Annotated in this window: 23 protein-coding genes, 1 pseudogene and 1 riboswitch; of the genes and pseudogenes, 12 read left to right on the forward strand and 12 right to left on the reverse strand. The window is 72.1% G+C overall.

Annotated elements, in window-relative coordinates; translation table 11 throughout:
* Positions 1-44: 44 nt before the first annotated feature.
* A pseudogene (locus OG905_RS31350) lies at positions 45-176 on the forward strand (permease); the annotation flags it as partial.
* Positions 177-190: 14 nt separating this feature from the next.
* On the opposite strand, the gene cobI reads toward OG905_RS31350, so the two are convergent.
* The 9 genes from cobI to OG905_RS31395 form a co-directional block, all read right to left on the reverse strand.
* Complete coding sequence (cobI, locus tag OG905_RS31355) at positions 191-919, reverse strand: precorrin-2 C(20)-methyltransferase (RefSeq protein WP_328679335.1); 729 nt, start codon at positions 917-919, stop codon at positions 191-193.
* Positions 916-2,316: a cobyrinate a,c-diamide synthase gene (locus tag OG905_RS31360; protein ID WP_328679338.1), complete on the reverse strand. Its 1,401-nt coding sequence runs from the start codon at positions 2,314-2,316 to the stop codon at positions 916-918. Before OG905_RS31360 ends, cobI begins: the two co-directional genes overlap by 4 nt.
* The gene (gene cobO / locus OG905_RS31365; protein WP_328679340.1) at positions 2,310-2,918 is read right to left on the reverse strand and encodes a cob(I)yrinic acid a,c-diamide adenosyltransferase; all 609 of its coding nucleotides are present in this window, start codon (positions 2,916-2,918) and stop codon (positions 2,310-2,312) included. The genes OG905_RS31360 and cobO overlap by 7 nt, the downstream gene beginning before the upstream one ends.
* Positions 2,918-4,924: a putative cobaltochelatase gene (locus tag OG905_RS31370; RefSeq protein ID WP_328679341.1), complete on the reverse strand. Its 2,007-nt coding sequence runs from the start codon at positions 4,922-4,924 to the stop codon at positions 2,918-2,920. Before OG905_RS31370 ends, cobO begins: the two co-directional genes overlap by 1 nt.
* A gap of 109 nt (positions 4,925-5,033) precedes the next feature.
* Positions 5,034-8,726 carry a cobaltochelatase subunit CobN gene (cobN, locus tag OG905_RS31375; RefSeq protein WP_328679343.1) on the reverse strand — a complete coding sequence of 1,231 codons (3,693 nt, stop codon included), beginning with the start codon at positions 8,724-8,726 and terminating at the stop codon, positions 5,034-5,036.
* Positions 8,723-10,264: a cobyric acid synthase gene (locus OG905_RS31380; RefSeq protein WP_328679345.1), complete on the reverse strand. Its 1,542-nt coding sequence runs from the start codon at positions 10,262-10,264 to the stop codon at positions 8,723-8,725. The genes cobN and OG905_RS31380 overlap by 4 nt, the downstream gene beginning before the upstream one ends.
* On the reverse strand, positions 10,261-11,226 hold the full coding sequence (locus tag OG905_RS31385; protein WP_328679347.1) for a cobalamin biosynthesis protein: 966 nt from the start codon (positions 11,224-11,226) through the stop codon (positions 10,261-10,263). The genes OG905_RS31380 and OG905_RS31385 overlap by 4 nt, the downstream gene beginning before the upstream one ends.
* Before the next feature lie 107 nt (positions 11,227-11,333).
* Positions 11,334-11,473, reverse strand: a riboswitch (cobalamin riboswitch).
* A 109-nt stretch (positions 11,474-11,582) separates the two neighbouring features.
* On the reverse strand, positions 11,583-11,804 hold the full coding sequence (locus tag OG905_RS31390) for a hypothetical protein (RefSeq protein ID WP_266477759.1): 222 nt from the start codon (positions 11,802-11,804) through the stop codon (positions 11,583-11,585).
* Positions 11,805-11,816: 12 nt separating this feature from the next.
* The gene (locus OG905_RS31395; RefSeq protein WP_328679349.1) at positions 11,817-13,061 is read right to left on the reverse strand and encodes an inorganic phosphate transporter; all 1,245 of its coding nucleotides are present in this window, start codon (positions 13,059-13,061) and stop codon (positions 11,817-11,819) included.
* 225 nt (positions 13,062-13,286) lie between these two features.
* Here OG905_RS31395 and OG905_RS31400 point away from each other — a divergent pair, with 225 nt between their 5' ends.
* The 3 genes from OG905_RS31400 to OG905_RS31410 all read left to right on the forward strand — a co-directional run bounded on the left by OG905_RS31400 (position 13,287) and on the right by OG905_RS31410 (position 16,699).
* Positions 13,287-13,949 (forward strand): class II aldolase/adducin family protein, encoded by a 663-nt coding sequence (locus OG905_RS31400; protein WP_328679352.1) that lies wholly within the window; start codon positions 13,287-13,289, stop codon positions 13,947-13,949.
* Positions 13,950-14,015: 66 nt separating this feature from the next.
* Positions 14,016-15,143: an alpha/beta hydrolase gene (locus OG905_RS31405; protein WP_328679355.1), complete on the forward strand. Its 1,128-nt coding sequence runs from the start codon at positions 14,016-14,018 to the stop codon at positions 15,141-15,143.
* 122 nt (positions 15,144-15,265) lie between these two features.
* Positions 15,266-16,699 carry a hypothetical protein gene (locus tag OG905_RS31410; protein ID WP_443044014.1) on the forward strand — a complete coding sequence of 478 codons (1,434 nt, stop codon included), beginning with the start codon at positions 15,266-15,268 and terminating at the stop codon, positions 16,697-16,699.
* 20 nt (positions 16,700-16,719) lie between these two features.
* On the opposite strand, the gene OG905_RS31415 is transcribed toward OG905_RS31410, so the two are convergent.
* Positions 16,720-17,124, reverse strand: a complete 405-nt coding sequence (locus OG905_RS31415) for a VOC family protein (protein WP_328679357.1) — start codon at positions 17,122-17,124, stop codon at positions 16,720-16,722.
* Between the two features lie 284 nt (positions 17,125-17,408).
* Between OG905_RS31415 and OG905_RS31420 the strand changes: the two genes are divergently transcribed.
* The 3 genes from OG905_RS31420 (at position 17,409) to OG905_RS31430 (ending at position 20,575) form a co-directional block, all read left to right on the forward strand.
* Complete coding sequence (locus tag OG905_RS31420) at positions 17,409-19,007, forward strand: ABC-F family ATP-binding cassette domain-containing protein (RefSeq protein WP_328679359.1); 1,599 nt, start codon at positions 17,409-17,411, stop codon at positions 19,005-19,007.
* Positions 19,008-19,435: 428 nt separating this feature from the next.
* The gene (locus tag OG905_RS31425; RefSeq protein ID WP_019060653.1) at positions 19,436-19,654 is read left to right on the forward strand and encodes a helix-turn-helix domain-containing protein; all 219 of its coding nucleotides are present in this window, start codon (positions 19,436-19,438) and stop codon (positions 19,652-19,654) included.
* Between the two features lie 129 nt (positions 19,655-19,783).
* Positions 19,784-20,575 (forward strand): enoyl-CoA hydratase/isomerase family protein, encoded by a 792-nt coding sequence (locus tag OG905_RS31430; protein WP_328679392.1) that lies wholly within the window; start codon positions 19,784-19,786, stop codon positions 20,573-20,575.
* 49 nt (positions 20,576-20,624) lie between these two features.
* Here OG905_RS31430 and OG905_RS31435 read toward each other — a convergent pair whose 3' ends face one another.
* Positions 20,625-21,290, reverse strand: a complete 666-nt coding sequence (locus OG905_RS31435; protein WP_328679393.1) for a hypothetical protein — start codon at positions 21,288-21,290, stop codon at positions 20,625-20,627.
* A gap of 92 nt (positions 21,291-21,382) precedes the next feature.
* Here OG905_RS31435 and OG905_RS31440 point away from each other — a divergent pair, with 92 nt between their 5' ends.
* Genes OG905_RS31440 through amaP form a run of 5 tightly spaced genes read left to right on the forward strand, consistent with a single transcriptional unit; the run spans position 21,383 to position 23,669 of the window.
* Positions 21,383-21,874 carry an Asp23/Gls24 family envelope stress response protein gene (locus tag OG905_RS31440; RefSeq protein WP_328679395.1) on the forward strand — a complete coding sequence of 164 codons (492 nt, stop codon included), beginning with the start codon at positions 21,383-21,385 and terminating at the stop codon, positions 21,872-21,874.
* 11 nt (positions 21,875-21,885) lie between these two features.
* Positions 21,886-22,077 carry a hypothetical protein gene (locus OG905_RS31445; protein WP_266477809.1) on the forward strand — a complete coding sequence of 64 codons (192 nt, stop codon included), beginning with the start codon at positions 21,886-21,888 and terminating at the stop codon, positions 22,075-22,077.
* A gap of 6 nt (positions 22,078-22,083) precedes the next feature.
* Complete coding sequence (locus OG905_RS31450) at positions 22,084-22,449, forward strand: hypothetical protein (RefSeq protein WP_328679400.1); 366 nt, start codon at positions 22,084-22,086, stop codon at positions 22,447-22,449.
* The gene (locus OG905_RS31455; RefSeq protein WP_328679402.1) at positions 22,446-23,084 is read left to right on the forward strand and encodes a DUF6286 domain-containing protein; all 639 of its coding nucleotides are present in this window, start codon (positions 22,446-22,448) and stop codon (positions 23,082-23,084) included. The genes OG905_RS31450 and OG905_RS31455 overlap by 4 nt, the downstream gene beginning before the upstream one ends.
* A gap of 6 nt (positions 23,085-23,090) precedes the next feature.
* Entirely contained in the window at positions 23,091-23,669 is a 579-nt protein-coding gene (gene amaP, locus OG905_RS31460) for an alkaline shock response membrane anchor protein AmaP (protein ID WP_328679404.1), read from the forward strand.
* A gap of 818 nt (positions 23,670-24,487) precedes the next feature.
* On the opposite strand, the gene OG905_RS31465 is transcribed toward amaP, so the two are convergent.
* Entirely contained in the window at positions 24,488-25,243 is a 756-nt protein-coding gene (locus OG905_RS31465; RefSeq protein ID WP_328679406.1) for an SDR family oxidoreductase, read from the reverse strand.
* Positions 25,244-25,245 lie beyond the last annotated feature (2 nt).

The following is a 25,245-nucleotide window of genomic DNA, read 5'->3' on the forward strand; positions in this document are numbered from 1 at the left end:
TCCTTGATGTGCGAAGGAGCAGGTCAATCCGCTAGCAAGGGCGCATGGCGGTGTTCGTCGCGCTCGGCGCGTTCCTCATGACGCTGTTCGGCGGCTGGACGGCCGGGCGCGTCACCGACCGCCGCCACCTCGTGCTCGGCCTGGCGGGCGGGCTGATGCTCGGCGTGGTCGGCCTGTCCGAGTGACGCGTTCACAACTTGCCCCCACGGCCGCTGTCCCGCGGGGCCGGCGCGATCAGCGTCGACAGATACGGCAACGGGCCCTCGGCCAGCTCGGCGGCAGGCCGGATCGACTCCTCCGGCAGCCCGAGCGCCGAGCCCCACACCGCGCCCTCGGTACGTCCCGTCTCCCGCAGGGCGGTCGCCACCTCGGCGGCCAGTCGCCCGAACTTGTATGCCACCACCGTCCCGGGCCCCTCCAGGGCACCCTTCAGAACGGCCGCACCGGCCGTCACCGGCACCAGGGTCAGCGGCTCGGTGCCCTCGGTGAGGACCGCGCCGCTGCGGGCCGCCAGATCCTGCATCGCGGTGATACCGGGCACGGTCTCCACGGCCGTCCCCGGGACCAGTTCGCCGATCGTCTGCGCGAGATAGGTGAACGTGGAGTACACGTTCGGGTCGCCGATCGTCGCGAAGGAGACGACGTCGTGAGCGCGCAGGAGTTCGGCGACGCGCTCGCCCGCGGCGTCCCAGGCGGCCTCACGACGGGCCCGGTCGGTGCGCTCGTTGAGCGCGAACACGACCCGTACGACCTTCTCGGCGCCGACGTAGTGCAGGACCGTCGCCTCGGCGCGGCCCCGCTCCAGCGTGTCCATCACCGGTACGACGACGACATCGGCCTCCTGAAGCGCGCGCACGCCCTTCACGGTCACCAACTCCGGGTCGCCCGGCCCCACTCCGACACCGATCAGCCTGCTCATCGCGCACACCCCTCAACGAATCGGCGGGCGACACCGGGTGCGGAGGCCCAGTGCGTATGCAGATAGCTCGCATGCACGCCCCGCTGGACGAACCCCTCGACCCGGCGCTCCGGCCGGTGCACGCCCCAGGCGGGGTCGGGTCCTGCGGCGGGCTCGATGACGGTCCGGTGGAACTCGTGCCCGCGCAGCCGCGTCCCGGCCGCGGCGAGGACGCTGTCGCTGACGGCAACGGCCTCCCGGTAGCCGAGCGTCAGCCGCCCGCTCATCCGCGCCTCGGCGTCCAGCACACCGCACATCGGCTGCCCGTCCAGAGAACGGGCGAGATACAACAGCCCGGCACACTCGGCGGCGACGGGCGCGCCGGAGTGCGCGAACTCGGCGACGGCCTTGCGGAGGGGTTCGTTGGCGGACAGCTCGGGGGCGTACACCTCGGGGAATCCACCGCCGATGACGAGTCCGGCGGTGTTGGTGGGTAGTTGCTCGTCCCGCAGGGGGTCGAAGGGGACGACGTCGGCGCCGGCGGCGGTGAGGAGTTCGGAGTGCTCGGCGTAGGAGAAGGTGAAGGCGGGTCCGCCGGCGACGGCGACGAGGGGGCGCCTGTTTTTCAGCCCCTCCGGCGTTTGAGGAGCGGGGAGCTTGGGGGTCCCCCCGGACGGAGTCTGGGGGACGGCGGCGGCCTCCGCGTCCCACGCCGCCGCACCCAGCCGCGGAGCCGACCGCGCCAACCCCAGCAACCCCTCCAAGTCGCAGCCACGCCGAACCTGTTCGGCCATCGCGGCAACCGCGTCCACCGCCTCCGCCCGCCGCTCGGCCACCGGCACAAGACCAAGGTGCCGCGATGGCGAGGCGACCTGAGGCACCCGCCGCAGCACCCCCAGCACCGGCACCCCCGACTCCTCCAGCGCCTCCCGCAGCAGCTCCTCGTGCCGGTCCGACGCGACCTTGTTGAGGATCACGCCACCGATCCGCACCTGCGGGTCCCACGACGCGAAACCGTGCACCAGCGCCGCCACCGACCGCGACTGCGACGACGCGTCGACCACCAGCACCACCGGCGCCCGCAGCAGCTTCGCCACCTGGGCCGTGGAGGCCAGTTCACCCGCGCCCGCCGCGCCGTCGTAGAGCCCCATCACGCCCTCGACGACGGCCACGTCGCACCCCGCGGCGCCGTGCGCGAACAGCGGTTCCATCAGTTCCGTACCGCACATGTACGCGTCGAGATTGCGTCCCGGGCGTCCCGTCGCGAGCGAGTGGTAGCCGGGGTCTATGTAGTCCGGGCCGACCTTGTGCGGGGACACGGTCAGGCCCGCCGCAACGAAGGCCGCCATCAGGCCCGTCGCGACGGTGGTCTTGCCGCTGCCCGAGGACGGCGCGGCGATGACGAGACGTGCTACCACTCGATGCCCCGCTGCCCCTTCTGACCCGCGTCCATCGGGTGCTTGACCTTGGACATGTCGGTGACGAGGTCGGCGAAGTCGAGGAGTTCGGCGGGCGCGTTGCGGCCGGTGATCACGACATGCTGGGTGCCGGGGCGGTCGCGCAGCACCTGGATCACCTCGGCGGGGTCCACCCAGCCCCAGTGCATCGGATACGCGAACTCGTCCAGGACGTAGAACTTGTACGACTCGGCGGTCAGGTCGCGCTTGACCTGTTCCCAGCCCTCGCGCGCCTTCTCCTCGTTCGACACCTCGCCGTCCGCGGGTGCGCGCTGGATCCAGGACCAGCCCTCGCCCATCTTGTGCCAGTCCACCTTGCCGCCCTCGCCGCTCGCGCCGAGGACCTTCAGGGCGTTCTCCTCGCCGACCTTCCACTTCGCGGACTTGACGAACTGGAACACCCCGACCGGCCAGCCCTGGTTCCAGGCGCGCAGCGCCATCCCGAAGGCGGCCGTCGACTTCCCCTTGCCCACCCCCGTGTGCACCATCACCAGCGGCCGGTTGCGGCGCTGGCGGGTGGTGAGCCCGTCCTGGGGAACGACGGTCGGCTGTCCCTGCGGCATTAAGCGGCCCTCCTGGTTGCGGTGACGTCCCTGACGAGTCCGGCGATGCTGTCGGCGCGCAGCTCGTCCAGGGTGACGGCGGTGCCGCCGAGATCACGGGCGAGTTCCCCGGCGAGCCCGAGGCGCACCGGCCCCGACTCGCAGTCCACGACGACCGAGGCTGTGCCCTCGGCGGCGTGCAGCCGCGCGGACCGCGAGGCGAGCGCCACCGGATCGACGCCGCCCGTAGCGCGGCCGTCCGTCACCACGACGAGCAGCGGGCGGCGCGCCGGATCGCGCAGACGCTCCACGCGCAGTACGTCGTGCGCCCGCAGCAGCCCGGCCGCCAGCGGCGTCCGGCCACCCGTGGGCAGCAGTTCGAGACGGGCCGCGGCCGCGTCCACCGACGAGGTCGGCGGCAGCGCCACCTCCGCGTCCTTGCCGCGGAAGGTGATCAGCCCGACCTTGTCGCGCCGCTGATACGCGTCGAGCAGCAGCGACAGCACGGCGCCCTTGACCGCGCTCATCCGCTGCCGGGCCGCCATCGAACCCGAGGCGTCCACCAGGAACAGCACGAGGTTCCCCTCCCGCCCCTCCCGGGTGGCCTGCCGCAGGTCGTCACGCCGGACCACCAGACCGCGGCCGCTGCGCCCGCGCGCCCGCTGGTGCGGAGCGGCCGCCTGCACGGTCGCCGCCAAGTGCAGCTTGGTGAGCGCCCCCCGTGGCCGCCGGGCTCCCGTCGTCCGCCCGTGCTCGGTCCGCGCACGGGACCTGCGCCCCGCCGCGCCCTCGCCGAGCCCGGGCACGCTGAGCACCTTCGTACGGAACGGCTCCGCGGCCCGTACGGGCTGCTGCTCACCGCCGCCCGCGGCCTGCGGCCGACCGCCTTCGGCCTCCTGCGGCTCGGCGGGAGTGTCACCCTGGCTCGCGTCGCCCTGCGGCGGCGTGCCCGGACCGTCCTGCGGCGGCTGCCCACCACCCCCGCCCGGCCCGTCCGGATCGGTGTCGGGATCGTCGTCGCCGAACTCCTCCAGCGTCTCGTCGAGCTTGTCCTCGTCGAGACCGGGCGCGTCGAAGGGATTGCGCCGCCGCCGGTGGGGGAGTGCCAGCAGCGCGGCCTGGCGCACGTCCTCGGCCAGTACGTCGCTCCGCCCCGCCCACGCGGCCAGCGCCGTGGCCGTCCGCGCCATCACGATGTCCGCGCGCATGCCGTCGACCTCGAAGGCCGCGCAGGTCGCGGCGATCTGCCGCAGCGCGCCGTCGCCGAGCCGCACCTCGGGCAGCAGCGCCCGTGCGGCCACGATCCGCGCCCGCAGAGCCGTCTCGTCGTCCGCCCAGCGCCCGGTGAAGCCGCCGGGATCGTCGTCGTACGCGAGGCGGCGGCGCACCACCTCGACCCGCTGTTCGGGCTCGCGGGAGGCCGCGACCTCGACGGTGAGCCCGAACCGGTCCAGCAACTGCGGCCGCAGCTCGCCCTCTTCGGGGTTCATCGTCCCGACCAGCAGGAAGCGAGCCGCATGCCGTACCGAGACGCCTTCACGCTCGACGTACGAGGCGCCCATGGCCGCCGCGTCGAGGAGCAGGTCCACCAAGTGGTCGTGGAGCAGGTTCACTTCGTCGACGTAGAGGAGCCCGCGGTGCGCGTCGGCGAGCAGCCCCGGCTCGAAGGCCTTCACGCCCTCGGCGAGCGCCCGCTCGATGTCGAGCGCGCCGACGAGCCGGTCCTCGGACGCCCCGACGGGCAGCTCGACCATCCGCGCGGGGCGCGCCGTGCCGCCGCCCGTCTCGTGAGGCCCATCAGGACATGCCGGGTCGGGCGCGGCCGGGTCGCAGGAGAACCGGCACCCGGGGACCACGGGGACCTCCGGTATCAACGCGGAAAGGGCGCGTACGGCGGTCGACTTGGCGGTCCCCTTCTCACCGCGCACGAGCACACCGCCGACGGCGGGCGACACGGCGTTCAGCAGCAGCGCGAGCCGCAGGTCGTCCTGCCCGACGATGGCGGTGAAGGGGTAGGGGGTGCTCATGCGGTCTCCTTGGTGGTAAAGATCAGCCTCGTGCGGGTCCCCCCGGACGAAGTCTGGGGGAGATTGAGGCGCGGGGTCCGGGGGCGGAGCCCCCAGCAGGAAAAGACGTTCACGCGTCCCCCTCCAGCTCGCCCTCAAGCTCCAGGTACGTCGCCCGAAGCCGCTCCAGCGTCCCCTCGTCCGGCTCCGCCCACAGCCGCCGCTCCGCCGCCTCCAGCAGCCTTTCCGTGATCCCCCGCAGCGCCCAGGGATTGGACTTCTGCATGAACTCCCGGTTCTCCGGATCGAAGACGTACTCCGCCGACAACTTCTCGTACATCCAGTCGTCGACGACACCCGCCGTCGCGTCGTACCCGAACAGATAGTCCACCGTCGCGGCCATCTCGAACGCGCCCTTGTAGCCGTGCCGCCGCATCGCCGCCATCCAGCGCGGGTTGACCACCCGCGCCCGGAACACGCGGTGCGTCTCCTCGCCCAGGGTGCGTGTCCTGATCTGGTCCGGGACCGCCGAGTCGCCCACGTACGCCTCGGGCGAGTCGCCCGTCAGATGGCGCACCATGGCGACCATCCCGCCGTGGTACTGGAAGTAGTCGTCCGCGTCGACGAGATCGTGCTCCCGCGTGTCCACGTTCTTCGCGGCGACCGCGATCCTGCGGAACGCCGTCTCCATGTCCCCGCGTGCCGCACGCCCGTTCAGCCCGCGCCCGTACGCGTATCCGCCCCACACCGCGTACACCTCCGCGAGGTCCGCGTCGGAGCGCCAGTTCCGTGCGTCGATCAGCGGCAGCAGACCCGCTCCGTACGCCCCGGGCTTGGAGCCGAAGATCCGCGCCGTGGCCCGCCGCCGGTCGCCGTGCAGGGCCGTGTCCTCTTCCGCGTGCGCCCGTACGTAGTTGGACTCGGCCGGTTCGTCCAGCTCGGCCACCGCCCGTACGGCGTCGTCGATCAGCCCCACCACATGAGGGAAGGCGTCCCGGAAGAAGCCGGAGATGCGTACCGTCACATCGATGCGCGGCCGCGCGAGCTCCCGCAGCGGCACCACCTCGAAGCCCGTCACGCGCCGGGACGCGTCGTCCCAGACCGGGCGGCAGCCGAGCAGCGCCAGGATCTCGGCGATGTCGTCGCCCTGGGTGCGCATCGCGGAGGTGCCCCACACCGTCAGGCCCACCGACTTCGGGTAGGCGCCGGTGTCCGTCAGGAAGCGCGCCACCAGCGAGTCGGCGAGCGCCTGGCCGACCTCCCAGGACAGCCGCGACGGGATCGCCTTGGGGTCGACGGAGTAGAAGTTGCGGCCGGTCGGCAGGACGTTGACGAGGCCGCGCGTCGGCGAGCCGGAGGGGCCGGCGGGCACATAGCCGCCGTTCAGGGCCCGCAGGATGTTGCCGATCTCGTCGGTCGTACGGGCGAGGCGCGGCACGACCTCCTCGCAGGCGAAGCCCAGCACGGCGACGGCGGCGGGGAGCTCGGTGCCGAGAGTGTCGCGCACCAGAGCCGCGCAGTCGTCGGTGGACCAGCCGCGCTCCTCCATGCCCTCGGCGAGCCGTCGGCACAGCTGCTCCAGCAGATCGATCGCGTCGGCGCCGGTCCTGGCCGGACCGCCGACCAGCGCGGTCAGCTCCACCGGGACCTTCACCGGCGCGCCCGGCTCGGCGAGCAGATCCTTCTCGACGAGCCCGAAGTGCTCGGCGAGCGCGGCCCGCAGCCCCGGCAGCGCGTTGGACTGTCCGCCCCACACCTGGGAGGCGCGCAGCACGGCCAGGACGAGATTGACCCGGGCCTCCGACTCGGGGCCGCCGCCCAGGATGTGCAGACCGTCCCTGATCTGGACGTCCTTGATCTCACAGAGGTAGCCGTCGATGTGCATGACGAACGAGTCGAACTCGCCGTCGTCCGGCTGTTCGTCGACATGCAGGTCGTGGTGGAGCTCGGCGGCCTTCACGAGCGTCCAGATCTGTGCCCGTACGGCCGGGGCCTTCGCCGGATCGAGATCGGACACGAGGGCGTACTCGTCCAGGAGCTGTTCGAGCTTTGCCAGATCGCCGTAGGTGTCCGCACGAGCCATCGGCGGCACGAGATGGTCCACGACAGTGGCGTGGCCGCGGCGCTTGGCCTGGGTGCCCTCGCCCGGGTCGTTGACGATGAAGGGGTAGATCAGCGGCAGTTCGCCCAGCACGGCGTCCGGTCCGCAGCCCGCCGACAGGCCGAGGCCCTTGCCCGGCAGCCATTCCATGGTGCCGTGCTTGCCCATGTGCACGATCGCGTCCGCGCCGAAGCCCCCCTCCGATGCCGGGGCCTCCAGCCAGCGGTACGCCGCCAGGTAGTGGTGCGAGGGCGGCATGTCCGGGTCGTGGTAGATCGCGATCGGGTTCTCGCCGAAGCCGCGCGGCGGCTGGATCATGACCACGACGTTCCCGAACCGGAGCGAGGCCAGCACGATGTCGTCGCCGTCGACATAGAGCGAGCCCGGCGGCTCGCCCCAGTGCTCCAGCATCGCCTCGCGCAGCCCGGGATCCACGGTGTCGAACCAGGCCCGGTAGTCGGCGAGCGGCACGCGCGCGGGGGCAGCGGCCAACTGCTTCTCGGTCAGCCACTCGACGTCGTGGCCACCGGCGTTGATGAGCCGGTGGATCAGCTCGTCGCCGTTGTCCGGGTGGCCTTCGACGGCGTAACCGGCATCGCGCAGGGCGTCCAGGACCCGTACCGCCGAGGCCGGGGTGTCCAGGCCCACCGCGTTGCCGACGCGTGAGTGCTTGGTCGGGTAGGCGGTGAAGACCAGCGCAAGCCGCTTCTGCGCGTTCGGCTTGTGCTTCAACTCCGCGTGGCGCACGGCGATTCCGGCGACCCGCCCGGCCCGCTCCGGGTCGGCGACGTACACCGGCACATCGTCGGGGCCCTGCTCCTTGAAGGAGAACGGGACCGTGATCAGCCGCCCGTCGAACTCCGGGATCGCCACCTGCATCGCCGCGTCCATCGGGGACAGCGCCGCGTCCGACGCCTCCCAGAGCGCCCGCGAGGACGTCAGGCACAGACCCTGGAGCACCGGGATGTCGAGCTCGGCGAGCGCCCCGATGTCCCAGGCCTCGTCGTCGCCGCCCGCACTGGCGTCGCTCGCGCGCGTGCCGCCGGCGGCGAGCACGGTGGCGATCAGCGCGTCGGCCCTGCCGAGCAGCTCGTACAGCCCGGGGTCGGCGCCGCGCAGCGAACCGCAGTACACGGGAAGGGCGTTGGCGCCCCGCTCCTCGATGCGGTCGCAGAGCGTGTCGACGAAGGCGGTGTTCCCCGAGAGCTGGTGCGCCCGGTAGAAGAGCACGCCCACAGTCGGCCGGCCCTCGACATACGCGCGCGTGCCGTGCACGCCCCACTCGGGCATCTTCTGCGGCTCGGCGCTGTGCCTGTTCTGCGCGCCTCCGGCACGACCGTGCCCCGTCAGCAGCACGTCCTGGAGGAGGAAGCGCGCCAGCTCGACGAGGTTCCCCTGACCGCCCTCGACCAGATAGCGCAGCGCCTCCGTCACCGCACCCGCGTGCACCGTGGACTCGGCCATCAACTCCGCGTCCGGGACGGCCTCTCCGCCCAGCAGCACCGTCGGGATCCGCGCGGCACGCAGGGCCGCGAGGCCGTCCTCCCAGGCCCGCTTCCCGCCAAGGAGACGTACGACGGCGATGTCGGCGCCCTCGATCAGCGCGGGCAGTTCCTCGGTCACGTCGACACGGGTGGGGTTGCCGATCCGGTACGGCGCCCCGGAGGCCCGGGCCGCCAGCAGATCGGTGTCGGCGGTGGACAGCAACAGCACGGTGCTCATGGCGCTCCCGGTGGAATGAAGGGCAGTCCCCTCGGAGCGCCCGACTCGATGAGCCGCAACAGCGCGTCCGTGTCCGCGTGTTCTTCGATCAGATCGCCGAGACGGTCCAGCTGCTCCTCGCGCAGCGCCCCGAAGCTGGTGTCCGGCGCTGGTACGAATCGCCGTCCGGAGGCCGCTGCCACCTCCCGCAGAAAGGCGCGCCTGAAGCCGTCGCTCTCCAGCGAGCCGTGCCAGTGCGTGCCCCACACCGACCCCACCCGGCAGCCGTCCAAGCTGTGTCCACTCTCATCAGAGATGAACGCTTCTCCGCCCAGCACTTCGGCGACCCCGTGATGGATCTCGTACCCCTCGACGCTCTCGCCGAGCGCCGTGCCCACGGGCCGCGCGAGGGTCTTGTCCCGGGCGAACCGCACCCGTACCGGCAGCAGCCCGAGTCCGTCGACGGCGCCCGCGCGCGACTCGACCTCGTCCTCGATGTGCTCCCCCAGCACCTGGAAGCCGCCGCAGATGCCGAGCACCGGGCGCCCCTCGGCGGCCCGGCGTGCCAGAGCGTCGGCGAGCCCGCGCTCGCGCAGCCACGCCAGCGCCTTGACCGTGCCCCTCGTGCCCGGCACGACCACCAGATCGGCGTCGACCAGCTCCTCGGCCCGGTCCACGAAGCGCACGACGACGCCGGGTTCGGCGGCGAGCGCGTCCACGTCCGTGAAGTTCGACATCAGCGGTACGGCACACACGGCGACGCGCAGCACGTCCTCGCCGACGGGCGGCGCGACCACCGACTCCCGTACCGCGCCGCGCAGCGAGACCCGCAGACCGTCCTCCTCGTCGATGCCGAGGCCGTGCGCGAAGGGCAGCACGCCATAGGTGTGCCGCCCGGTCAGCCCGTGCAGCATCTCCAGGCCGGGTTCGAGGAGCGTCACATCGCCCCGGAACTTATTGACGAGATAGCCCGCGATCAGCGACTGGTCCTCGGGGGCGAGCAGTGCGGTCGTACCGAAGAAGGAGGCGAAGACGCCGCCGCGGTCGATGTCTCCGACCACGAGCACCGGCAGGCGCGCGGCCCGTGCGATGCCCATGTTCACGATGTCCGTACGCCGCAGATTGATCTCGGCCGGACTGCCCGCCCCCTCGCAGATCACGGCTTCATACGTGCCCCGCAGCTCCTCCAGGCACTCCACGACGGTCCCGAACAGGGACTCCTGCCGCCCGCCGTGGTAGCCGCGGGCGCTGAGTTCACCCACCGGCCTGCCCATCAGCACGACCTGACTGGAGCGGTCGCTGCCGGGCTTGAGCAGCACCGGGTTCATCAGCGCGCTCGGCTCCACGCGGGCCGCCTGCGCCTGCATGGCCTGCGCCCGTCCGATCTCCGCGCCCTCGCGCGTCACGAACGAGTTGAGCGACATGTTCTGCCCCTTGAAGGGCGCGACCTTCACCCCCTGCCGCACCAGCCAGCGGCAGATCCCTGCCGTCACGACGCTCTTGCCCGCGTCGGACGTGGTCCCCGCGACCATCAGTCCGCCGCCCCTGTGCCCGCTCATCCCCGCCCCTTTCCCGCGCGCCGCGCACGCAGCGCATGCCCCGCGAGGCGCCCCGCCGCGCAGGTCGCGAGTGTCAGCCAGCCGACGCGGCGCGAGAGCCGCACGGCACGTTCGATGTCGCCGAACTGGACAGCGCGGCCATCACCGTTGAGTACGGGACGGTGCTCGACGCGTCCGGCGTAGGAGAGCGTTCCGCCGAGCCGTACACCGAGTGCACCGGCGAAAGCCGCCTCGACCGGGCCCGCGTTGGGGCTCGGATGCTTCTTCGCGTCGTCTCGCCAGGCCCGGGCGGCTCCGTGCGCGTCCCCGCCCGCGAGCACCGCCAGCGCCGCGGTGAGCCGGGCGCCCGGCCAGCCCACGACGTCGTCGAGCCGGGCCGAGGCCCAGCCGAACCGCCGGTAGCGGAGCGACTTGTGGCCGACCATCGCGTCCAGGGTGTTGACCGCCCGGAAGCCGACCAGCCCCGGCACGCCCGCGAGCGCCCCCCAGACCAGCGCGCCCACCACGGCGTCGGAGGTGTTCTCCGCGACGGATTCGACGACCGCTCGCGCGATCTGCTGCTCGTCCAGGGCCTGCGGATCGCGCCCGCACAGATGCGGCAGCCGTTCCCTGGCCACCTCCACGTCCCCGGCGGCCAGCGCGCCACCGATGGCGCGTGCCTCCCGGCCCAGCGACGTGCCGCCGACGACGGCCCAGGTGACGGCGGCGGTCAGTGCGACGGAGGTGGCCGAGCGGCCCCGTACTCCACGGCTCAGCAGTGCGGCGGCAGCAGCGGCGCCTCCGGCGCACACCACGGTGTGCAGCGCGCCCCACCCCCGGTGGTCACGCCACAGCACACGCTCGACACCACCCGCGGCCCGCCCGAACGCGGCGACCGGATGCCCTCGGCGGGGATCGCCCAGAAGCAGGTCACCGGCCAGGCCGGCGGTGGCGCCGTACACGAATCGGCGGTCGGCACGCATGGGTTCAGGCCGTCGTTCCGCCTCGTTGGAACCTCGTACTCACAGCAGGAACCGAACCGCAGCCGCGCATGGCGATATGTCCTCACTCAGGGTGTCCGCGCCCTGGTTCGACGTGACCGGCGGTGAGAGTTCCTGGCTTCCGGAGGAGTGCTCCCCCGTGACAGTGGCGGGACCGCGCCGGATTCGCACCGGCTTCCTCTTCTGCCGCCGTAGATGGCTCCGGCAGTCCACCACGCTGCGAGAACGGGCGTCAACTGGCCTTTGACCTGCATGGGAAGAGTGTGTTGGGGCACACACGCGAGCCGGGTCACCCGATGGGGTGACCCGGCCCGGACCCGATGTATCGGAAACGGCTGTCAGGTGACGATCAGATAGATCCCGTACGCCACAGCCGCCGCGCAGAGCGCGAAGCACGCGTACGCCCCGGTGCGCGCCAGAACCGCGGAGCCGCCGCTCGTGGCCGCGGACTCCTGCTTGGTCAGGCCCACCACGCCCAGGGTGAACAGACCCACCAGGGCGACGGTGGCGACGAGGCTCACGCCGAAGACGGAGCCGAGTGCTGCCCAGTCGATTTTCATGCTGATCTGTCCTTACACCGTGGCCGAACGCGTCGGCTCGGAGCCGGAGGCGGGGGCCGGAGCCGGGATGGTCGTCTTGAAGTCCTGCGCGGGCGTGCCAACCGGCGGCGGCGTGACGGCCGCGATGGCGGCGGTCACGACGCCCGCGGGCTCGGCGTCCGTGTCATTGACGTTGGTGTGGTCGACCACCTGGCGGCGGGAGACGAACCAGATCGCGGCGCAGGCGCCGATCAGGAAGGCCGCGACGACCGCGACACCCCAGTCGCCCTGCTTGGTCACGAACTCCGAGCCCGCGGCGACCAGAGCGGCGGCGGGCAGCGTCAGGCCCCAGGCGACGAACATCCGGGTGGCGGTGGACCAGCGGACCACGCCCCCCTTGCGGCCCAGGCCCGCGCCCATCACGGCGCCGGAGCAGGAGTGCGTCGTCGACAGCGAGAAGCCGAGGTTGGAGGAGGCGAGGATGACGCTGGCCGCACTGGTCTGGGCGGCGAAGCCCTGCTGCGGCCGAAGGTCCGTCAGGCCCTTGCCCATGGTGCGGATGATGCGCCAGCCGCCGAGGTAGGTGCCCATCGCGATCGCGAGACCGGCGGAGAGGATGACCCACATCGGGGGGTTGGAACCGGGCGAGAGCACGCCGCCGGCGATGAGCGCCAGCGTGATGATGCCCATCGTCTTCTGCGCGTCGTTGGTGCCGTGGGCCAGTGAGACGAGGCCCGCCGAGGTGATCTGGCCGGCGCGGTAGCCCTTCGCCGTGGCCTTCTCGTCGGCGTTCTTGCCGATCTTGAACGTCAGGCGGGAGGCCAGGAACGCGGCGATGCCGGCCACCAGGGGGGCGGCGATCGCGGGGATCAGGACCTTGGTGACGACGGTGCCGCCGTTGACGCCGCCGATGCCGACCGAGGCGACGGTGGCGCCGATCAGTCCGCCCATCAGGGCGTGCGAGGAGCTGGACGGCAGACCGATCAGCCAGGTCATCAGGTTCCAGAGGATGGCGCCGACGAGCGCCGCGAAGATGACTTCCGGAGTGATGCCGGACTCGGTGACGATGCCGCTGGATATCGTTTTGGCGACCTCGACGGACAGGAACGCGCCGACGAGATTGAGCGCGGCGGACATGGCCACCGCCGTCTTGGGCTTCAGGGCGCCGGTCGAGATGGTCGTCGCCATCGCGTTGGCGGTGTCGTGGAAACCGTTTGTGAAATCGAACACGAGAGCTGTCACGATCACGATCGCTAGCAGCAGCGTGATGTGTTCCATTTACCCAGGCAATCTCTTGACGTCAGTGGCGCGGTGAACGTAGTTAACCTGGATGAACGTAAGGTGAACTGGGGTGGGCTTCAAGGTGTTCTGAAGTGGGGATTTGGCGCTCCGCTTGTCGGGGGTGGCGGCAGTACCGCTGACATACGGCTTTCGTGGGGATTCGCGTGATCTCTGTCACCCGCCCGTCCCGTGGCACCGGCCCACGCCTGACAGGATCGCCGCATGACCGATCAGGAGCGGCAGGACGCGATCGAGCGGGCGTGGCGGGACCTCGTGGCCACGGCCCGCAGGACGGCGACGGAAGGCCTGGTGGTGGGCACGTCGGGCAATGTCTCGGTACGGGTCGGCCCTCTCGTCCTGGTCACCCCGAGTGGAGTCCCGTACGACCGGCTCACCCCGGAGGACGCCGTTGCCGTCGACCTCGACGGCAACCAGGTCCGCGGTGACCTCGCCCCCACCAGCGAGCTGCCCCTTCACCTGGAGCTCTACCGCAACACCTCCGCCGGCGCCGTGGTCCACACGCATGCCGTGCACGCCACCGCCGTCTCCACCCTCGTCCCCGAACTCCCGCCCATCCACTACATGTCCGGGGCCATGGGAGGGCCCGTCAGGGTCGCGGCGTACGCCCTGTACGGAACCGAGGAACTGGCCCAGAACATGCTCCGCGCCCTGCGCGACCGCACCGCCTGCCTCCTGCAGAACCACGGAACCGTCGCCTACGCGGACTCCCTCGACCAGGCCTACGACCGCACCGCCCAGCTGGAGTGGATGTGCCGCCTCTGGCTCACCGCCGCGTCCGTGCCCGGACACGCGCCCACCCTCCTGACGAGCTCGCAGCTGCACGAGGCGTCCGAGAAGCTCCGAAGTTACGGGCAACCGGGTTAGGGGGTGTCCGGACACCGACGGCTCCCTCCGCTGGCAGGGCGGCCCGCGGGTGCCGACACTGGAACGGTGCGCCCGGTTACCGCGACGGCAGCAGCCGTCACCACACTGATCGGCGTCGGCGCGGCCGTGATCGCGGCCGGCCGCTACGCAAGCGACGCCGCGCTCAAGGCGACGCCGGGACGCCCGCTGCCCGGCGACCCGCGGCTCACCGTGCACTCCACGGCCGCCGGTCATGTGACGCTCACCCGCAGCCTCGCCACCCAGCGCCCCGGCCGGTACGGAATCGAGGGCGAGGACGTCCACGCCGTCATCGGGGCCATACTCGACGAGGTGCCGCGCCGCGCCGACACCGTCGTACGCCGGCTGGAGCGGGTCAGCCACGGCAGCCTCGAGCCCGGCACCAAGGTCCGGCTCACCCCGCGCGTGCACGACGGCGACCCGTCCAGCGCGCTCGGCCTCGACCACAAGGACCTCGACATACCCGGCGAACTCGGCACGCTGCCCGCCTGGTTCGTGCCGGGTCCCCGCGGGACCTGGGTCATCACGGTGCACGGTCTGGGCGCCACCCGGGAACATCCGCTGAACCTCCTGCCGTTCCTGCACACCCTGCGTTTCCCGGTGCTCAACCTCGGCTACCGCGGAGACCCCGGCGCACCTCCGCCGCCCGACGGGCTCGGGCACCTCGGCGACTCCGAGTGGCGCGACCTGGACGCGGCCATCCGCTACGCCGTGAGCCAGGGCGCCGAGCGCGTCATCGTGCACGGCTGGTCAACCGGCGCGTCGATGGCCCTGCACGCCGCCGCCAACTCAGCCCTGCGCGGCCGGATCAGGGGCCTCGTCCTGGACTCCCCGGTCCTCGACTGGGAAGCCACGCTGCGCAGCCTGGCGGCCGCCCGCGGCACCCCGGCGCCCCTGCTGCCGCTCGCCGTCAGGGCGGCCCAGGGCAGGACGGGACTGCACGGCGACCGGCTGCTCGAAGCCGCCGATCCCAAGGCCATGCGGGTGCCGACCCTGATCTTCCACGGCCCGGACGACGCCCTGGCCTCCTGGCAGCTCTCCCGCGAACTCGCCGCACGCCGCCCCGAACTGGTCAGCCTTCACACCGTGCGGAACGCGCCGCACGCCGCCATGTGGAACGCGGACCCGGAACGCTACGAAGAGGCCCTCCGCCGCTTCCTCACCCCCCTGATGTAGCGCCCTGCCGTCCTTCGGAGGTGTCCGGCGGCGCCCTGCGCCGACCCTGCCGGGAGGGCTCCTGAACGGACCGAGGTGGTTCCGTTTGGGCTTTCGGGCCGTCAGCGGGAAGACTGCTCCCCGTGACGTCCCGAAAGCCTGATGAGCAATTGGCGCGCAACTCCAGACTCCGTCTTGTCCGCCCGCGATCGCTGGCCACCGCACGGCGGGCCGTGACGACCCGGGGTACCAGGCCGGCCCCCCGGCCTCCCGAGGGCACCCCGGCCCCCTCGGAACTGGCCCGACAGGCCAGGACAGTCCTCGCCGACGCCGTCCGCATCGCCCGCTGGGCGGCGGTCGAGAGGGACCCCAGCACCGCCCAGCTCACCGGGCGGACCCAGGAACGGGCCGCCGTCGCACTGGAGTTGACCGCGCTCCAGGTGCGCGCCGGCTGGGACCGTGCCCGCCTGGCCGGACTCGTCGAGCTGCACGGCGACACGGCCCGCCCCGGCTGGCGGCTGCGCGCCTGGGACCGCGACGACATGGCCGTACTGCGTGGCTGGGTCGCACTCTTCGACGCCTGGTCGCTGGTCCACCCGGCTCCCGATGACGTCGCCCCCACGGCGGTCGCCGAGGTCGTCGAGGCCGTGCCCCAGGTCCTCTCCCTCCTCCAGCTCTCGGCCGGCCCTGTGCTCGTACCGGTGCTGCTCGATCTGCTCCAGCAACGGGTAGCCGAACTGCGCGAGGAGCGCTGCGAAGTCCCCTACGGCCCTCAGCCCGAGGACGCCGACGCCGACCCCGACCGCGGGTCTGACTCCGAACCCGACCCCGAACCCGACGCTGGTACTCCCGTACCCGTCGCCCTCCTGCTCGACTGGGCCCTGGAAGGGCTGTCGGCCGTCGGCGCGCTCACGCTCGACAAGGGCCGCTCGGCCACCCTGACCCCGCTCGGCAACTGGGCGGTCTGGGTCAAGCTGGAGCAGATCTGCGTCGCCGCCCAGAGCCCGGCGGGCAATATCGAGCAGTCCGCCGAGGACATGCTGCGCGGCTGCGCCCGCCTCACCCCCGGCCCGGCCCGCGCCGAGTACCGCGCCTGGCTCGCCGCCCGCACCGTCTCCAGCGCCGTCGCCGAACTCCTGGGCGTCGCCCGCGGCGAGGACGCCCTGTTGCGCGGCCTCGCCTTCGAGGCGCTGCGTGTCGTCGGCGCCCCCGCCGAGGGGGAGGTCCGCGTCGCCGCCGACGAGCCCTCGCTGCGTCCCTACGTCCTGCTCTGGCTCGCCGAGCACGAGGGCGCGGACCCCGAGGACGCCGCCGACGTCCTCACCCGCGAGGAAGCCACCTGGCTCTGGGTGGACACCGCGGCGGCCGTCGCCGACCACGGCGAGCCCCAGCTGCTGCTGCGCCATCTCGACTCCGCGGTCCAGGGCACAGTCCCCGCGCTGCTCGACGAGGTCCGTGCCGGGGGTCACCCCCGCACGGTGCAGGTCCTGGTCGCCCTGGCCGCCGCGCACCCGGACCCGGCCCTCGCGAAGGCCGTACGCCGGGCGGCGTTCCAGGTGCACACCGGCGGCGCGTAACGGTTGTCCGGGGGCGGGGGCTACGACCCCTCCGCCCCCGGCGCGTATGTCCCGAAGCTCCACACATTGCCCTCGATGTCCCGCGCCATGTAGTCCCGCGCCCCGTAGTCCTGGTCGGTCGGCGGCATCACGACGTCCGCGCCGTGCTCCAGCGCCCTGCTGTGGTGCGCGTCGACGTCGTCGACATGGACGAACACCCCCATCGGCCCGCCGCTCTCCATCAGCTTGTCGAACTCGCTGCCGGTGCCCTTGCTGCCCAGCATCACCATGCCGTTGCCGAAGGTCAGTTCGGCATGCACCACGGCGCCCGCCTCGTCCTCGTACACCGCGTGCTCGGTGAAGCCGAAGGCCTCGTTGAGCTGTTTGATCGCGGCCTTCGCGTCGGCGTACCTCAACGTCGGACAGATACTTGGTGACTGAGTCATCTCGATCACTCCTCAGGCTCGACGGTGGAAATGTGATCTGCATCTCAGTCTGACAGTCGCCACTGACAGTCAGCCGCAGGTGTTGCACCGGGCCATGTCGCCGTTGGTGAAGTCGTCGTCGTCCGCCCCCTCTGCCCCTGGGGCCGCGGCAGCGAAAGCTGGCGCAAAACCACTTGCAGGGCCCCGGTAGACTGGCCCGTATGGCAATTCTCCTTGCGCATTAGGCGGCGTCGAAGCTCCCGCGCCCGTCCCTTCCGCCGTCCATACCGCCCTGGAGTCTTTCCGTGATCACCGCTTCCGGCATCGAGCTGCGCGCCGGCGCACGTGTCCTCATCGAGTCCGCTTCCTTCCGTATCGCCAAAGGCGATCGCATCGGCCTGGTAGGCCGCAACGGAGCGGGCAAGACCACCCTCACCAAATGCCTTGCGGGCGAAGGCATCCCCGCGGCCGGCGCCATCGCCCGCTCCGGCGAGGTCGGCTATCTTCCGCAGGACCCGCGCACCGGCGACCTCGAGACCCTCGCCAGCGACCGCATCCTCTCGGCCCGTGACCTCGACTCCGTTCTGAAGAAGATGCGGGAGAACGAGGACCGGATGGCGAACGGCAAGGGCGCCACCCGCGAGAAGGCGATGAAGAAGTACGAGCGCCTGGAGACGGAGTTCCTCACCAAGGGCGGTTATGCCGCCGAGGCCGAGGCAGCCACCATCGCCGCCGCGCTCGGCCTGCCCGACCGGGTCCTCGGCCAGCCGCTCCATACGCTCTCCGGTGGTCAGCGCCGCCGCGTCGAGCTCGCGCGCATCCTCTTCTCGGACGCCGACACCCTGCTGCTCGACGAGCCCACCAACCACCTCGACGCCGATTCGATCGTCTGGCTGCGCGACTACCTCAAGACCTACCGCGGCGGCTTCATCGTCATCTCCCACGATGTCGACCTCGTCGAGACGGTCGTCAACAAGGTCTTCTACCTGGACGCCAACCGCTCCACGATCGACGTCTACAACATGGGCTGGAAGCTCTACCAGCAGCAGCGCGAGGCCGACGAGAAGCGCCGCAAGCGCGAGCGGCAGAACGCCGAGAAGAAGGCGGCGGCCCTCAACTCCCAGGCCGACAAGATGCGCGCCAAGGCCACCAAAACCGTGGCCGCGCAGAACATGGCCAAGCGGGCCGAGCGGCTGCTCGCGGGGCTCGACGAGGTCCGCGTCTCCGACAAGGTCGCCAAGCTGCGCTTCCCGGAGCCCGCACCCTGCGGCAAGACGCCGCTGACCGCCGAGGGCCTGTCCAAGTCGTACGGCTCCCTCGAAATCTTCACCGACGTGGACCTCGCGATCGACAAGGGCTCCCGGGTCGTCATCCTCGGCCTCAACGGCGCGGGCAAGACGACACTGCTGCGCCTGCTCGCGGGCGTGGAAACTCCGGACACCGGAGCGGTCACCCCCGGCCACGGCCTCAAGCTCGGCTACTACGCCCAGGAGCACGAGACGCTGGACCCGGAGCGCACGGTTCTGGAGAACATGCGCTCGTCCGCGCCGGACCTCGATCTGGTCCAGGTGCGCAAGACGCTGGGCTCCTTCCTGTTCTCCGGCGACGACGTCGACAAGCCGGCCGGGGTGCTCTCCGGCGGTGAGAAGACCCGTCTGGCGCTGGCCACCCTGGTCGTCTCGTCCGCGAACGTCCTGCTCCTCGACGAGCCGACCAACAACCTCGACCCGGCCAGCCGCGAGGAGATCCTCGGCGCGCTGCGCACCTACAAGGGCGCGGTCATCCTCGTCACGCACGACGAGGGAGCGGTCGAGGCGCTGGAGCCCGAGCGCATCATCCTGCTGCCGGACGGCGTCGAGGACCTGTGGGGCGCGGACTACGCGGACCTGGTGGCGCTGGCCTGACCGGTCCCCGGACCGGTGCCTCAGGCGTGCCGGATGGGGTTTCAACCGTGCCGGACCGATGCCGCACCCGTGCCGGACCGGCCTTTTCCGGTCCGGTCGGGCTCTGATCCACTCCGTATGGATCATTCGGCCTACGCGTGATCCATCATCTGAGTGAGAACGTCTCGTACCCCGGCGTGGCACCGAGCGGATCCGCTCCGTCCGGTGCGCTGCCCCGTCCATCCCGCTCGCGCGGCGCTGACCTGCGACTTCTACGGGGAATCCGTGCGGGCGTGCGGACAGCCGCACGCGGAATTAGAGATTCCGCTCGTGTCGGCCTCATATCGGACGCCAAAGCTTGTCGCACGGACCTTGCCGAATGGGTGGCCAGGAAGCCCCCGAGGGGTGATCATGAGAGTCCAGAGCGCACTTCCCATGAGGAGGCACGGGTGGCCGAGACTCTGAAGAAGGGCAGCCGGGTAACCGGCGCCGCGCGCGACAAGCTCGCGGCAGACCTGAAGAAGAAGTACGACTCCGGTGCGAGCATCCGGGCGTTGGCCGAAGAGACCGGCCGCTCCTACGGATTCGTCCACCGGATGCTCAGTGAGTCCGGAGTCACGCTGCGGGGACGCGGCGGAGCGACGCGAGGCAAGAAAGCTTCGGCCTGACCGTCGAGGCTCCTCCGGTCCACCGGTTTCCAACGGTGGCCACCCGGTCGGTCGCAGGGTCGGCCGGGTGGTTACTGTGCAGTCACTTAGCTTCGTATGCAGTGACTGCACCCGAACCGGAGGCGCCCCATGACTTCGCTCGACTCTGTGCTCGACAAGGACGGCGTACGGCTCACCGTCGAGGACGCGGTTGCCACGGTGGCCCTGACCAACCCGGACAAGCGCAACGCCCAATCTCCCGCTCTGTGGCGGGCGTTGGCGCAGGCGGGTCGGTCATTGCCGGGCGACGTGCGGGTCGTGGTGCTGCGCGGCGAGGGCAAGTCCTTCTCCGCGGGGCTCGACCGGCAGGCGTTCACGCCCGAGGGCTTCGACGGCGAGCCGTCCTTTCTCGACCTCGCGCGCGGCTCCGACGCGGAGCTCGACGCGGTCATCGCCGAGTACCAGGAGGCGTTCACCTGGTGGCGCCGCAGTGACATCGTCACCATTGCGGCCGTCCAGGGTCATGCGATCGGTGCCGGATTCCAGCTCGCCCTCGCCTGCGACCTTCGGGTCGTCGCGCAGGACGTGCAGTTCGCCATGCGCGAGACCAGCCTCGGGCTCGTCCCCGACCTCACGGGCACGCACCCGCTCGTCTCGCTGGTCGGCTATGCCCGTGCGCTGGAGATCTGCGCCACCGGCCGCTTCGTCCATGCCGAGGAGGCCGAGCGCACCGGGCTGGCCAACCTTGTCGTGCCCGGTGACGAGCTCGACAGCGCGGTACGGGACCTGGCGGCGGCACTGCTCGCGGCGCCGCGGGACGCGGTGATCGAGACCAAGACGCTGCTGCAGGGTGTGAGCGGCCGCTCCTACGAGGAACAGCGCACCGCCGAGCGGGCGGCGCAGGCGCGCCGACTGCGCGACCTCGCCGGCATCGGCGACTGATCCGCCGGGTCCGCCTGGCCCGCCCGGTCCGCCGTGGGCGCGGCCCAGGTCATGGCTCCACGGCCGTGACCAGTACCGACACCGGGCGGCCGTCCGCGAGCGCGGCCGTCACCGCCTCGCGGACCGCCCGGACCACCGCCAGCGGACGGTGACCCCTCGCCGTCGCCACCTCGACACGGACATGGTCCGGGGCGAGATGCACCGCCGCGCCCAGGGACGCCGTCAGATGGGCCACTCCCGGGGCCCCGGACGTGGCCCATCCCGCTGGATCCTTCGGGGCGGCGACCCGTACACCGGGTGGGGGAGTGGCCTGCGGGGTTTCCGGAGCGGCGTCCAGTACGTCCGTCACCCGCAGATCCACCTCCGTGACCCTCAGATCCAGCAGGTCCGCCGCAGCCGTGAACAGCGCCGCACGCAGCAGGGACGCCGTCACCGGGAGCGGCTCCCACGCCACCCCCGCGAAATCCGCCTCGATGCGCAGCGGCCCCGGCGGCAGCGCGCTCGGCGGTGGCGGTACGGAGGGAAGGCCCGCCGTGTCCGGATCCGCGAGCGCCAGCCTCAGCCTGCCCGGCGCCACCCCGGGCACCTGGGCCGCCGCGTGCCGAAGCACCGCGTCGGCCGCCTGTTCCGCCAGCCACGCCCCGTCAGCGGCCCCGCCCAGCGGAAGCAGCCTGCCGAGCCCGAGCCGTCGCCGTACTGCATCAGCGGTGGTCATTGCTCCAGCGTGCCGCATCCCCGGCGCGAGAGCGGGCAAGCGCACTTAATGTGGACAACGGAGTCCAACCCGCCCGGAAAGGACGCACGACGATGACCGACACCGCTCAGCGCAACCGGCCCGAGCCCAACGAACCGTCGGGCACGGGCGACGAACCCAGGAGAACCTCCACGACCAAGCGCGGCGGCGGGGATCCCGCATCCCGTGGCCGTACCACCATCGCCGACGGCGTCGTCGAGAAGATCGCCGGACTCGCCGCCCGCGATGTTCTCGGAGTCCATGCGATGGGCAGCGGCATCTCCCGCACCTTCGGCGCTGTCCGCGACCGGGTTCCGGGTGCCAGCAAGTCCAGCGTCACCCGCGGTGTGAAGGCCGAGGTCGGCGAGGTGCAGACGGCCCTCGACCTGGAGATCGTCGTCGACTACGGCGTCTCCATCACCGAGGTCGCCCGCGCGGTCCGCGAGAACGTCATCGCCGCGGTGGAACGCATGACGGGACTCGAGGTCGTCGAGGTCAATATCGCGGTCAGCGATGTGAAACTGCCCGATGAGGAAGAGGAAGAGCCGGAACAGCGTCTCCAGTAGAGGAGCCCACGATGAGCATGGCTGTGGCCGGCATGATCGCCGGCATGGCACTCGGCTTCGCCGGATACTTCGGCGGGTTCGGTGCCTTTCTGCTGGTCGCCGCACTGGGGGCGGTCGGCTTTGTGGCAGGCCGGTTCCTGGACGGCGACCTCGAACCCGGCGACTTCTTCCGCGGCCGCGAGCGCGGCGACCGGCGGCGGTGAGCCGCGGTGGCCGCCGACCGCGTCGAAGCCGCCGACCGCGTCGAAGCCGCGGAGCGCGGGGCGACCGCGATCGCCGACCGGGTCGTCGCGAAGATCGCCGCGCAGGCGGCGCGGGAAGCGCTCGACGTCGTACCGGAGGGCAGCACGGCACCCCGGGCCACGGTCACGGTGCACCATGACATGGCCCGGGTCCGGGTCAGCCTGGAGCTCGGCTATCCCTCCGACATCGGCGGTCAGTGCGGGGCCGTGCGTCATCGAGTCGCACAGCGGGTAAAGGCGTTGGCGGGGATGGATGTGCCCGAGGTCGCGGTGCTGGTCGAGCGGCTGCACTCGGTGCACTCGCGCAGGGCGGCACAGGGGAGGATCCGATGAGCGAGCCGCAACGGCCCGTACTCGAACTGGACCAGTCGGCGTCGGCTGCGGCCTATCACTCTTCCGGTCAGGCCGAGGGCGACGGAGGCAGGGCAGGGCGCTTCTGGTCCGAGCGCAGGATTCCGGCCGGGCTTGTGGCCCTCGTGGTGCTCGGTGGCGCGGGACTCCTGCTGTACGACATCGCGGCGGTACGGGCCGACCGCCCCGCCATGCACTGGCGGAGGGTGTTCGCGGCGGACCTCGCGAAATGGCGGCTGGACGAGCTGGGGGTGCTGGCCGTCGCGGTGGCCGCGATGGTCCTCGGCGTCTGCCTCGTCGTCATCGCCGTCACGCCCGGACTGCGGGCGCTGCTGCCGATGCGGCGCGACGTCGCCTCCGTACGGGCGGGGCTCGACCGGGACGCCGCGGCGCTGGTACTGCGGGACCGGGCGATGGAGATCTCCGGGGTGCAGTCCGTACGGGTCCGGATGCGGCGCACGAAGGTTTCCGTGCGGGCCCTTTCACACTTCCGCGAACTCGACGACGTACGGGCGGACCTGGACGTGGCGCTGGCCGGCGGCATCAAGGAACTCGGCCTCACCAGGCCGCCTGCTCTGACCGTGCACGTCGCCCGGCCGTCGGCGAAGAAGAGGTGAGGGCGGATGCTCGGGATCGTCAATCGCGTACTGCTCGCTCTGGCCGGGCTGGTGCTGCTGTGCGTGGGCGGCGGGGTGCTCGCGGCGGGGGCCGGATGGGCGGTGCCGTCCTGGTGGCCCTGGGACGGGCCGAACGACGTACTGCTGAGCAAAGCGGACCGCTACCGCTGGCGTGACGAGGGCTGGTGGTGGCCCGCGGTCATCGCCGCGCTCGCGGTGCTCGTGCTGCTCGCCCTGTGGTGGCTGATCGCCCAACTGCGGCGCGCCCGGCTGGCGGAGGTGCTCGTGGACAGCGGCGACGGGGAGGGCGCGCTGCTGCGGGGGCGGGCGCTGGAGGGCGTCCTGGAGAGCGAGGCGGAGTCCCTGAAGGGCGTGTCCCGAGCCCACGTCACCCTGACGGGCCGCCGCAGCACGCCGTCGGCGCGGGTCGCGCTGCTGCTGGAGCCGCACGCCTCCCCCGGGGAGTCGCTGCAGCGGCTGACGGAGGAAGCGGTGGGGCACGCGAGGGACTCGGCGGGGCTGGAGGTGCTGCCGGCGGAGGTGCGGCTGAGGGCGGCGAAGCACGGTGCGGAGCGGGTGAGCTGACGCGGAGCCGGGCGACCCGGCCGCTGCGCGGGGCCTTTCCGCCGCGTGGGGGGCTGCGCCCAGGACCCACTGAGGTGAGGTGGGGGTGCGGGGTACCCAAAGGCCCCGGGGGGCGGCAGCTTTGCGCCGCGGGTGCACGGCATGTCCCGGCCGAGCGCGGCTGCTTGGCGCCGTGGCGGCGGATTGTCGGCGAGCTCGCCACTTGCCGTCGGAGGCAGGGCCGGGGGCTTCGCGCCCCGGCGCGTGCCAGTCCCTGCCGGGGTCGGCAGCTTGGCGCTGCTGGGACGGCAAGTCCTCGCCGAGCGCGGGCTGCTTGGCGCTGCTGGGACGGCAAGTCCTCGCCGAGCGCGGGCTGCTTGGCGCTGCAGCGCGGGCGCAACGCGCGACCCGCGCTTGCGCACCGCGGTGATCGGGCGGATGGATGGGACGGCCGCCCGCGCGGAGCGCGGGCACCGATCACCGGCACCTCCAGCGGCGACAGCTGCGGCATCTCCCGGATGGGCGCACTGTTCGGCGCCGCAGCGTTCGCTGCTGGCTCGCCACCTGCCCTCGGGGGCGAGCCTCTGTGCAGCGAGCATCGCGAGCGCTGCGGCCGCGGCGCCGACGCATCGCACAACCCCGCACCTGCGGACTGCGGTGATCGGGCGGATGGGTGGGACGAGCCGACCGCGCGGAGCGCGGGGCACCGGCCACCCGGGCGGGCGGCCGCAGCGCCGACGCACCGCACAAACCCCGCACCTGCGAAACGCGGTGATCGGGCGGGTGGGTGGGGCGAGCCTCCCGCCACGAGCCGCGGGGCACCGACCGCCCGCGGCCCGTCAGAAGCCGTGGCGCGCGCCACCGTCCACCGGGAGCATGACGCCCGTCAGGTACGACGCCGCCGGTGACAGCAGGAACGCCGCCGTGTTGCCGAACTCCTCCCGCGTGCCGTAGCGGCGCAGCGGGATGCGGGACTCGTTCGCCGTGCGGGCCGCCTCCGCGTCGCCCGACAGGGCGTCGAGTTCGCGGACGCGGTCCGTGTCGATGCGGGAGGGGAGCAGGCCGACGACCCGGATGCCCTGGGGGCCCAGTTCGTCCGCCAGGGACTTCGCGAAGCCCGCGAGGCCCGGGCGGAGGCCGTTGGAAATCGTCAGGCCGGGGATCGGTTCGTGGACCGAGCCGGACAGGACGAAGCCGATCACGCCGCCCTCGTCCAGCGCCGCAGCCGCCGTGCGGGCCAGCCGTACCGCGCCCAGGAACACCGCTTCGAACGCCATGAGCCACTGCTCGTCCGTGTTGTCCGCGGCGAAGCCCGGTGCCGGGCCGCCCACGCTGATCAGGATGCCGTCGAAGCGCCCGAAGTGTGCCCGTGCCGCGGCGACGAGGCGTTCGGCGCCCGCCGGGTCGGCATTGTCCGCGGCGATACCGATGGCGTTCGGGCCCAGCTCGGCCGCCGCGTCCGCGACCGACTTCTTGTCGCGGCCGGTGATGACGACCTTCGCGCCGTCGGCCACGAGCGCCCGCGCCGACGCGTTCCCCAGTCCCCGCGACGCGCCAGTGACGACATAGACGCGGTCCTTCAGTCCAAGATCCATGG

This window comes from Streptomyces sp. NBC_00322 (assembly GCF_036147535.1).
Classification (GTDB): domain Bacteria; phylum Actinomycetota; class Actinomycetes; order Streptomycetales; family Streptomycetaceae; genus Streptomyces.

Coding starts and splice junctions, on each gene's coding strand:
- cobI (WP_328679335.1), bottom strand. CDS start 919: ATGAGCAGGCTGATCGGTGTCGGAGTGGGGCCGGGCGACCCGGAGTTG.
- OG905_RS31430 (WP_328679392.1), top strand. CDS start 19,784: ATGACTTCGCTCGACTCTGTGCTCGACAAGGACGGCGTACGGCTCACC.
- cobN (WP_328679343.1), bottom strand. CDS start 8,726: ATGAGCACCGTGCTGTTGCTGTCCACCGCCGACACCGATCTGCTGGCG.
- OG905_RS31445 (WP_266477809.1), top strand. CDS start 21,886: ATGAGCATGGCTGTGGCCGGCATGATCGCCGGCATGGCACTCGGCTTC.
- amaP (WP_328679404.1), top strand. CDS start 23,091: ATGCTCGGGATCGTCAATCGCGTACTGCTCGCTCTGGCCGGGCTGGTG.
- OG905_RS31435 (WP_328679393.1), bottom strand. CDS start 21,290: ATGACCACCGCTGATGCAGTACGGCGACGGCTCGGGCTCGGCAGGCTG.
- cobO (WP_328679340.1), bottom strand. CDS start 2,918: ATGCCGCAGGGACAGCCGACCGTCGTTCCCCAGGACGGGCTCACCACC.
- OG905_RS31415 (WP_328679357.1), bottom strand. CDS start 17,124: ATGACTCAGTCACCAAGTATCTGTCCGACGTTGAGGTACGCCGACGCG.
- OG905_RS31455 (WP_328679402.1), top strand. CDS start 22,446: ATGAGCGAGCCGCAACGGCCCGTACTCGAACTGGACCAGTCGGCGTCG.
- OG905_RS31395 (WP_328679349.1), bottom strand. CDS start 13,061: ATGGAACACATCACGCTGCTGCTAGCGATCGTGATCGTGACAGCTCTC.
- OG905_RS31380 (WP_328679345.1), bottom strand. CDS start 10,264: ATGAGCGGGCACAGGGGCGGCGGACTGATGGTCGCGGGGACCACGTCC.
- OG905_RS31400 (WP_328679352.1), top strand. CDS start 13,287: ATGACCGATCAGGAGCGGCAGGACGCGATCGAGCGGGCGTGGCGGGAC.
- OG905_RS31440 (WP_328679395.1), top strand. CDS start 21,383: ATGACCGACACCGCTCAGCGCAACCGGCCCGAGCCCAACGAACCGTCG.
- OG905_RS31465 (WP_328679406.1), bottom strand. CDS start 25,243: ATGGATCTTGGACTGAAGGACCGCGTCTATGTCGTCACTGGCGCGTCG.
- OG905_RS31385 (WP_328679347.1), bottom strand. CDS start 11,226: ATGCGTGCCGACCGCCGATTCGTGTACGGCGCCACCGCCGGCCTGGCC.
- OG905_RS31370 (WP_328679341.1), bottom strand. CDS start 4,924: ATGAGCACCCCCTACCCCTTCACCGCCATCGTCGGGCAGGACGACCTG.
- OG905_RS31390 (WP_266477759.1), bottom strand. CDS start 11,804: ATGAAAATCGACTGGGCAGCACTCGGCTCCGTCTTCGGCGTGAGCCTC.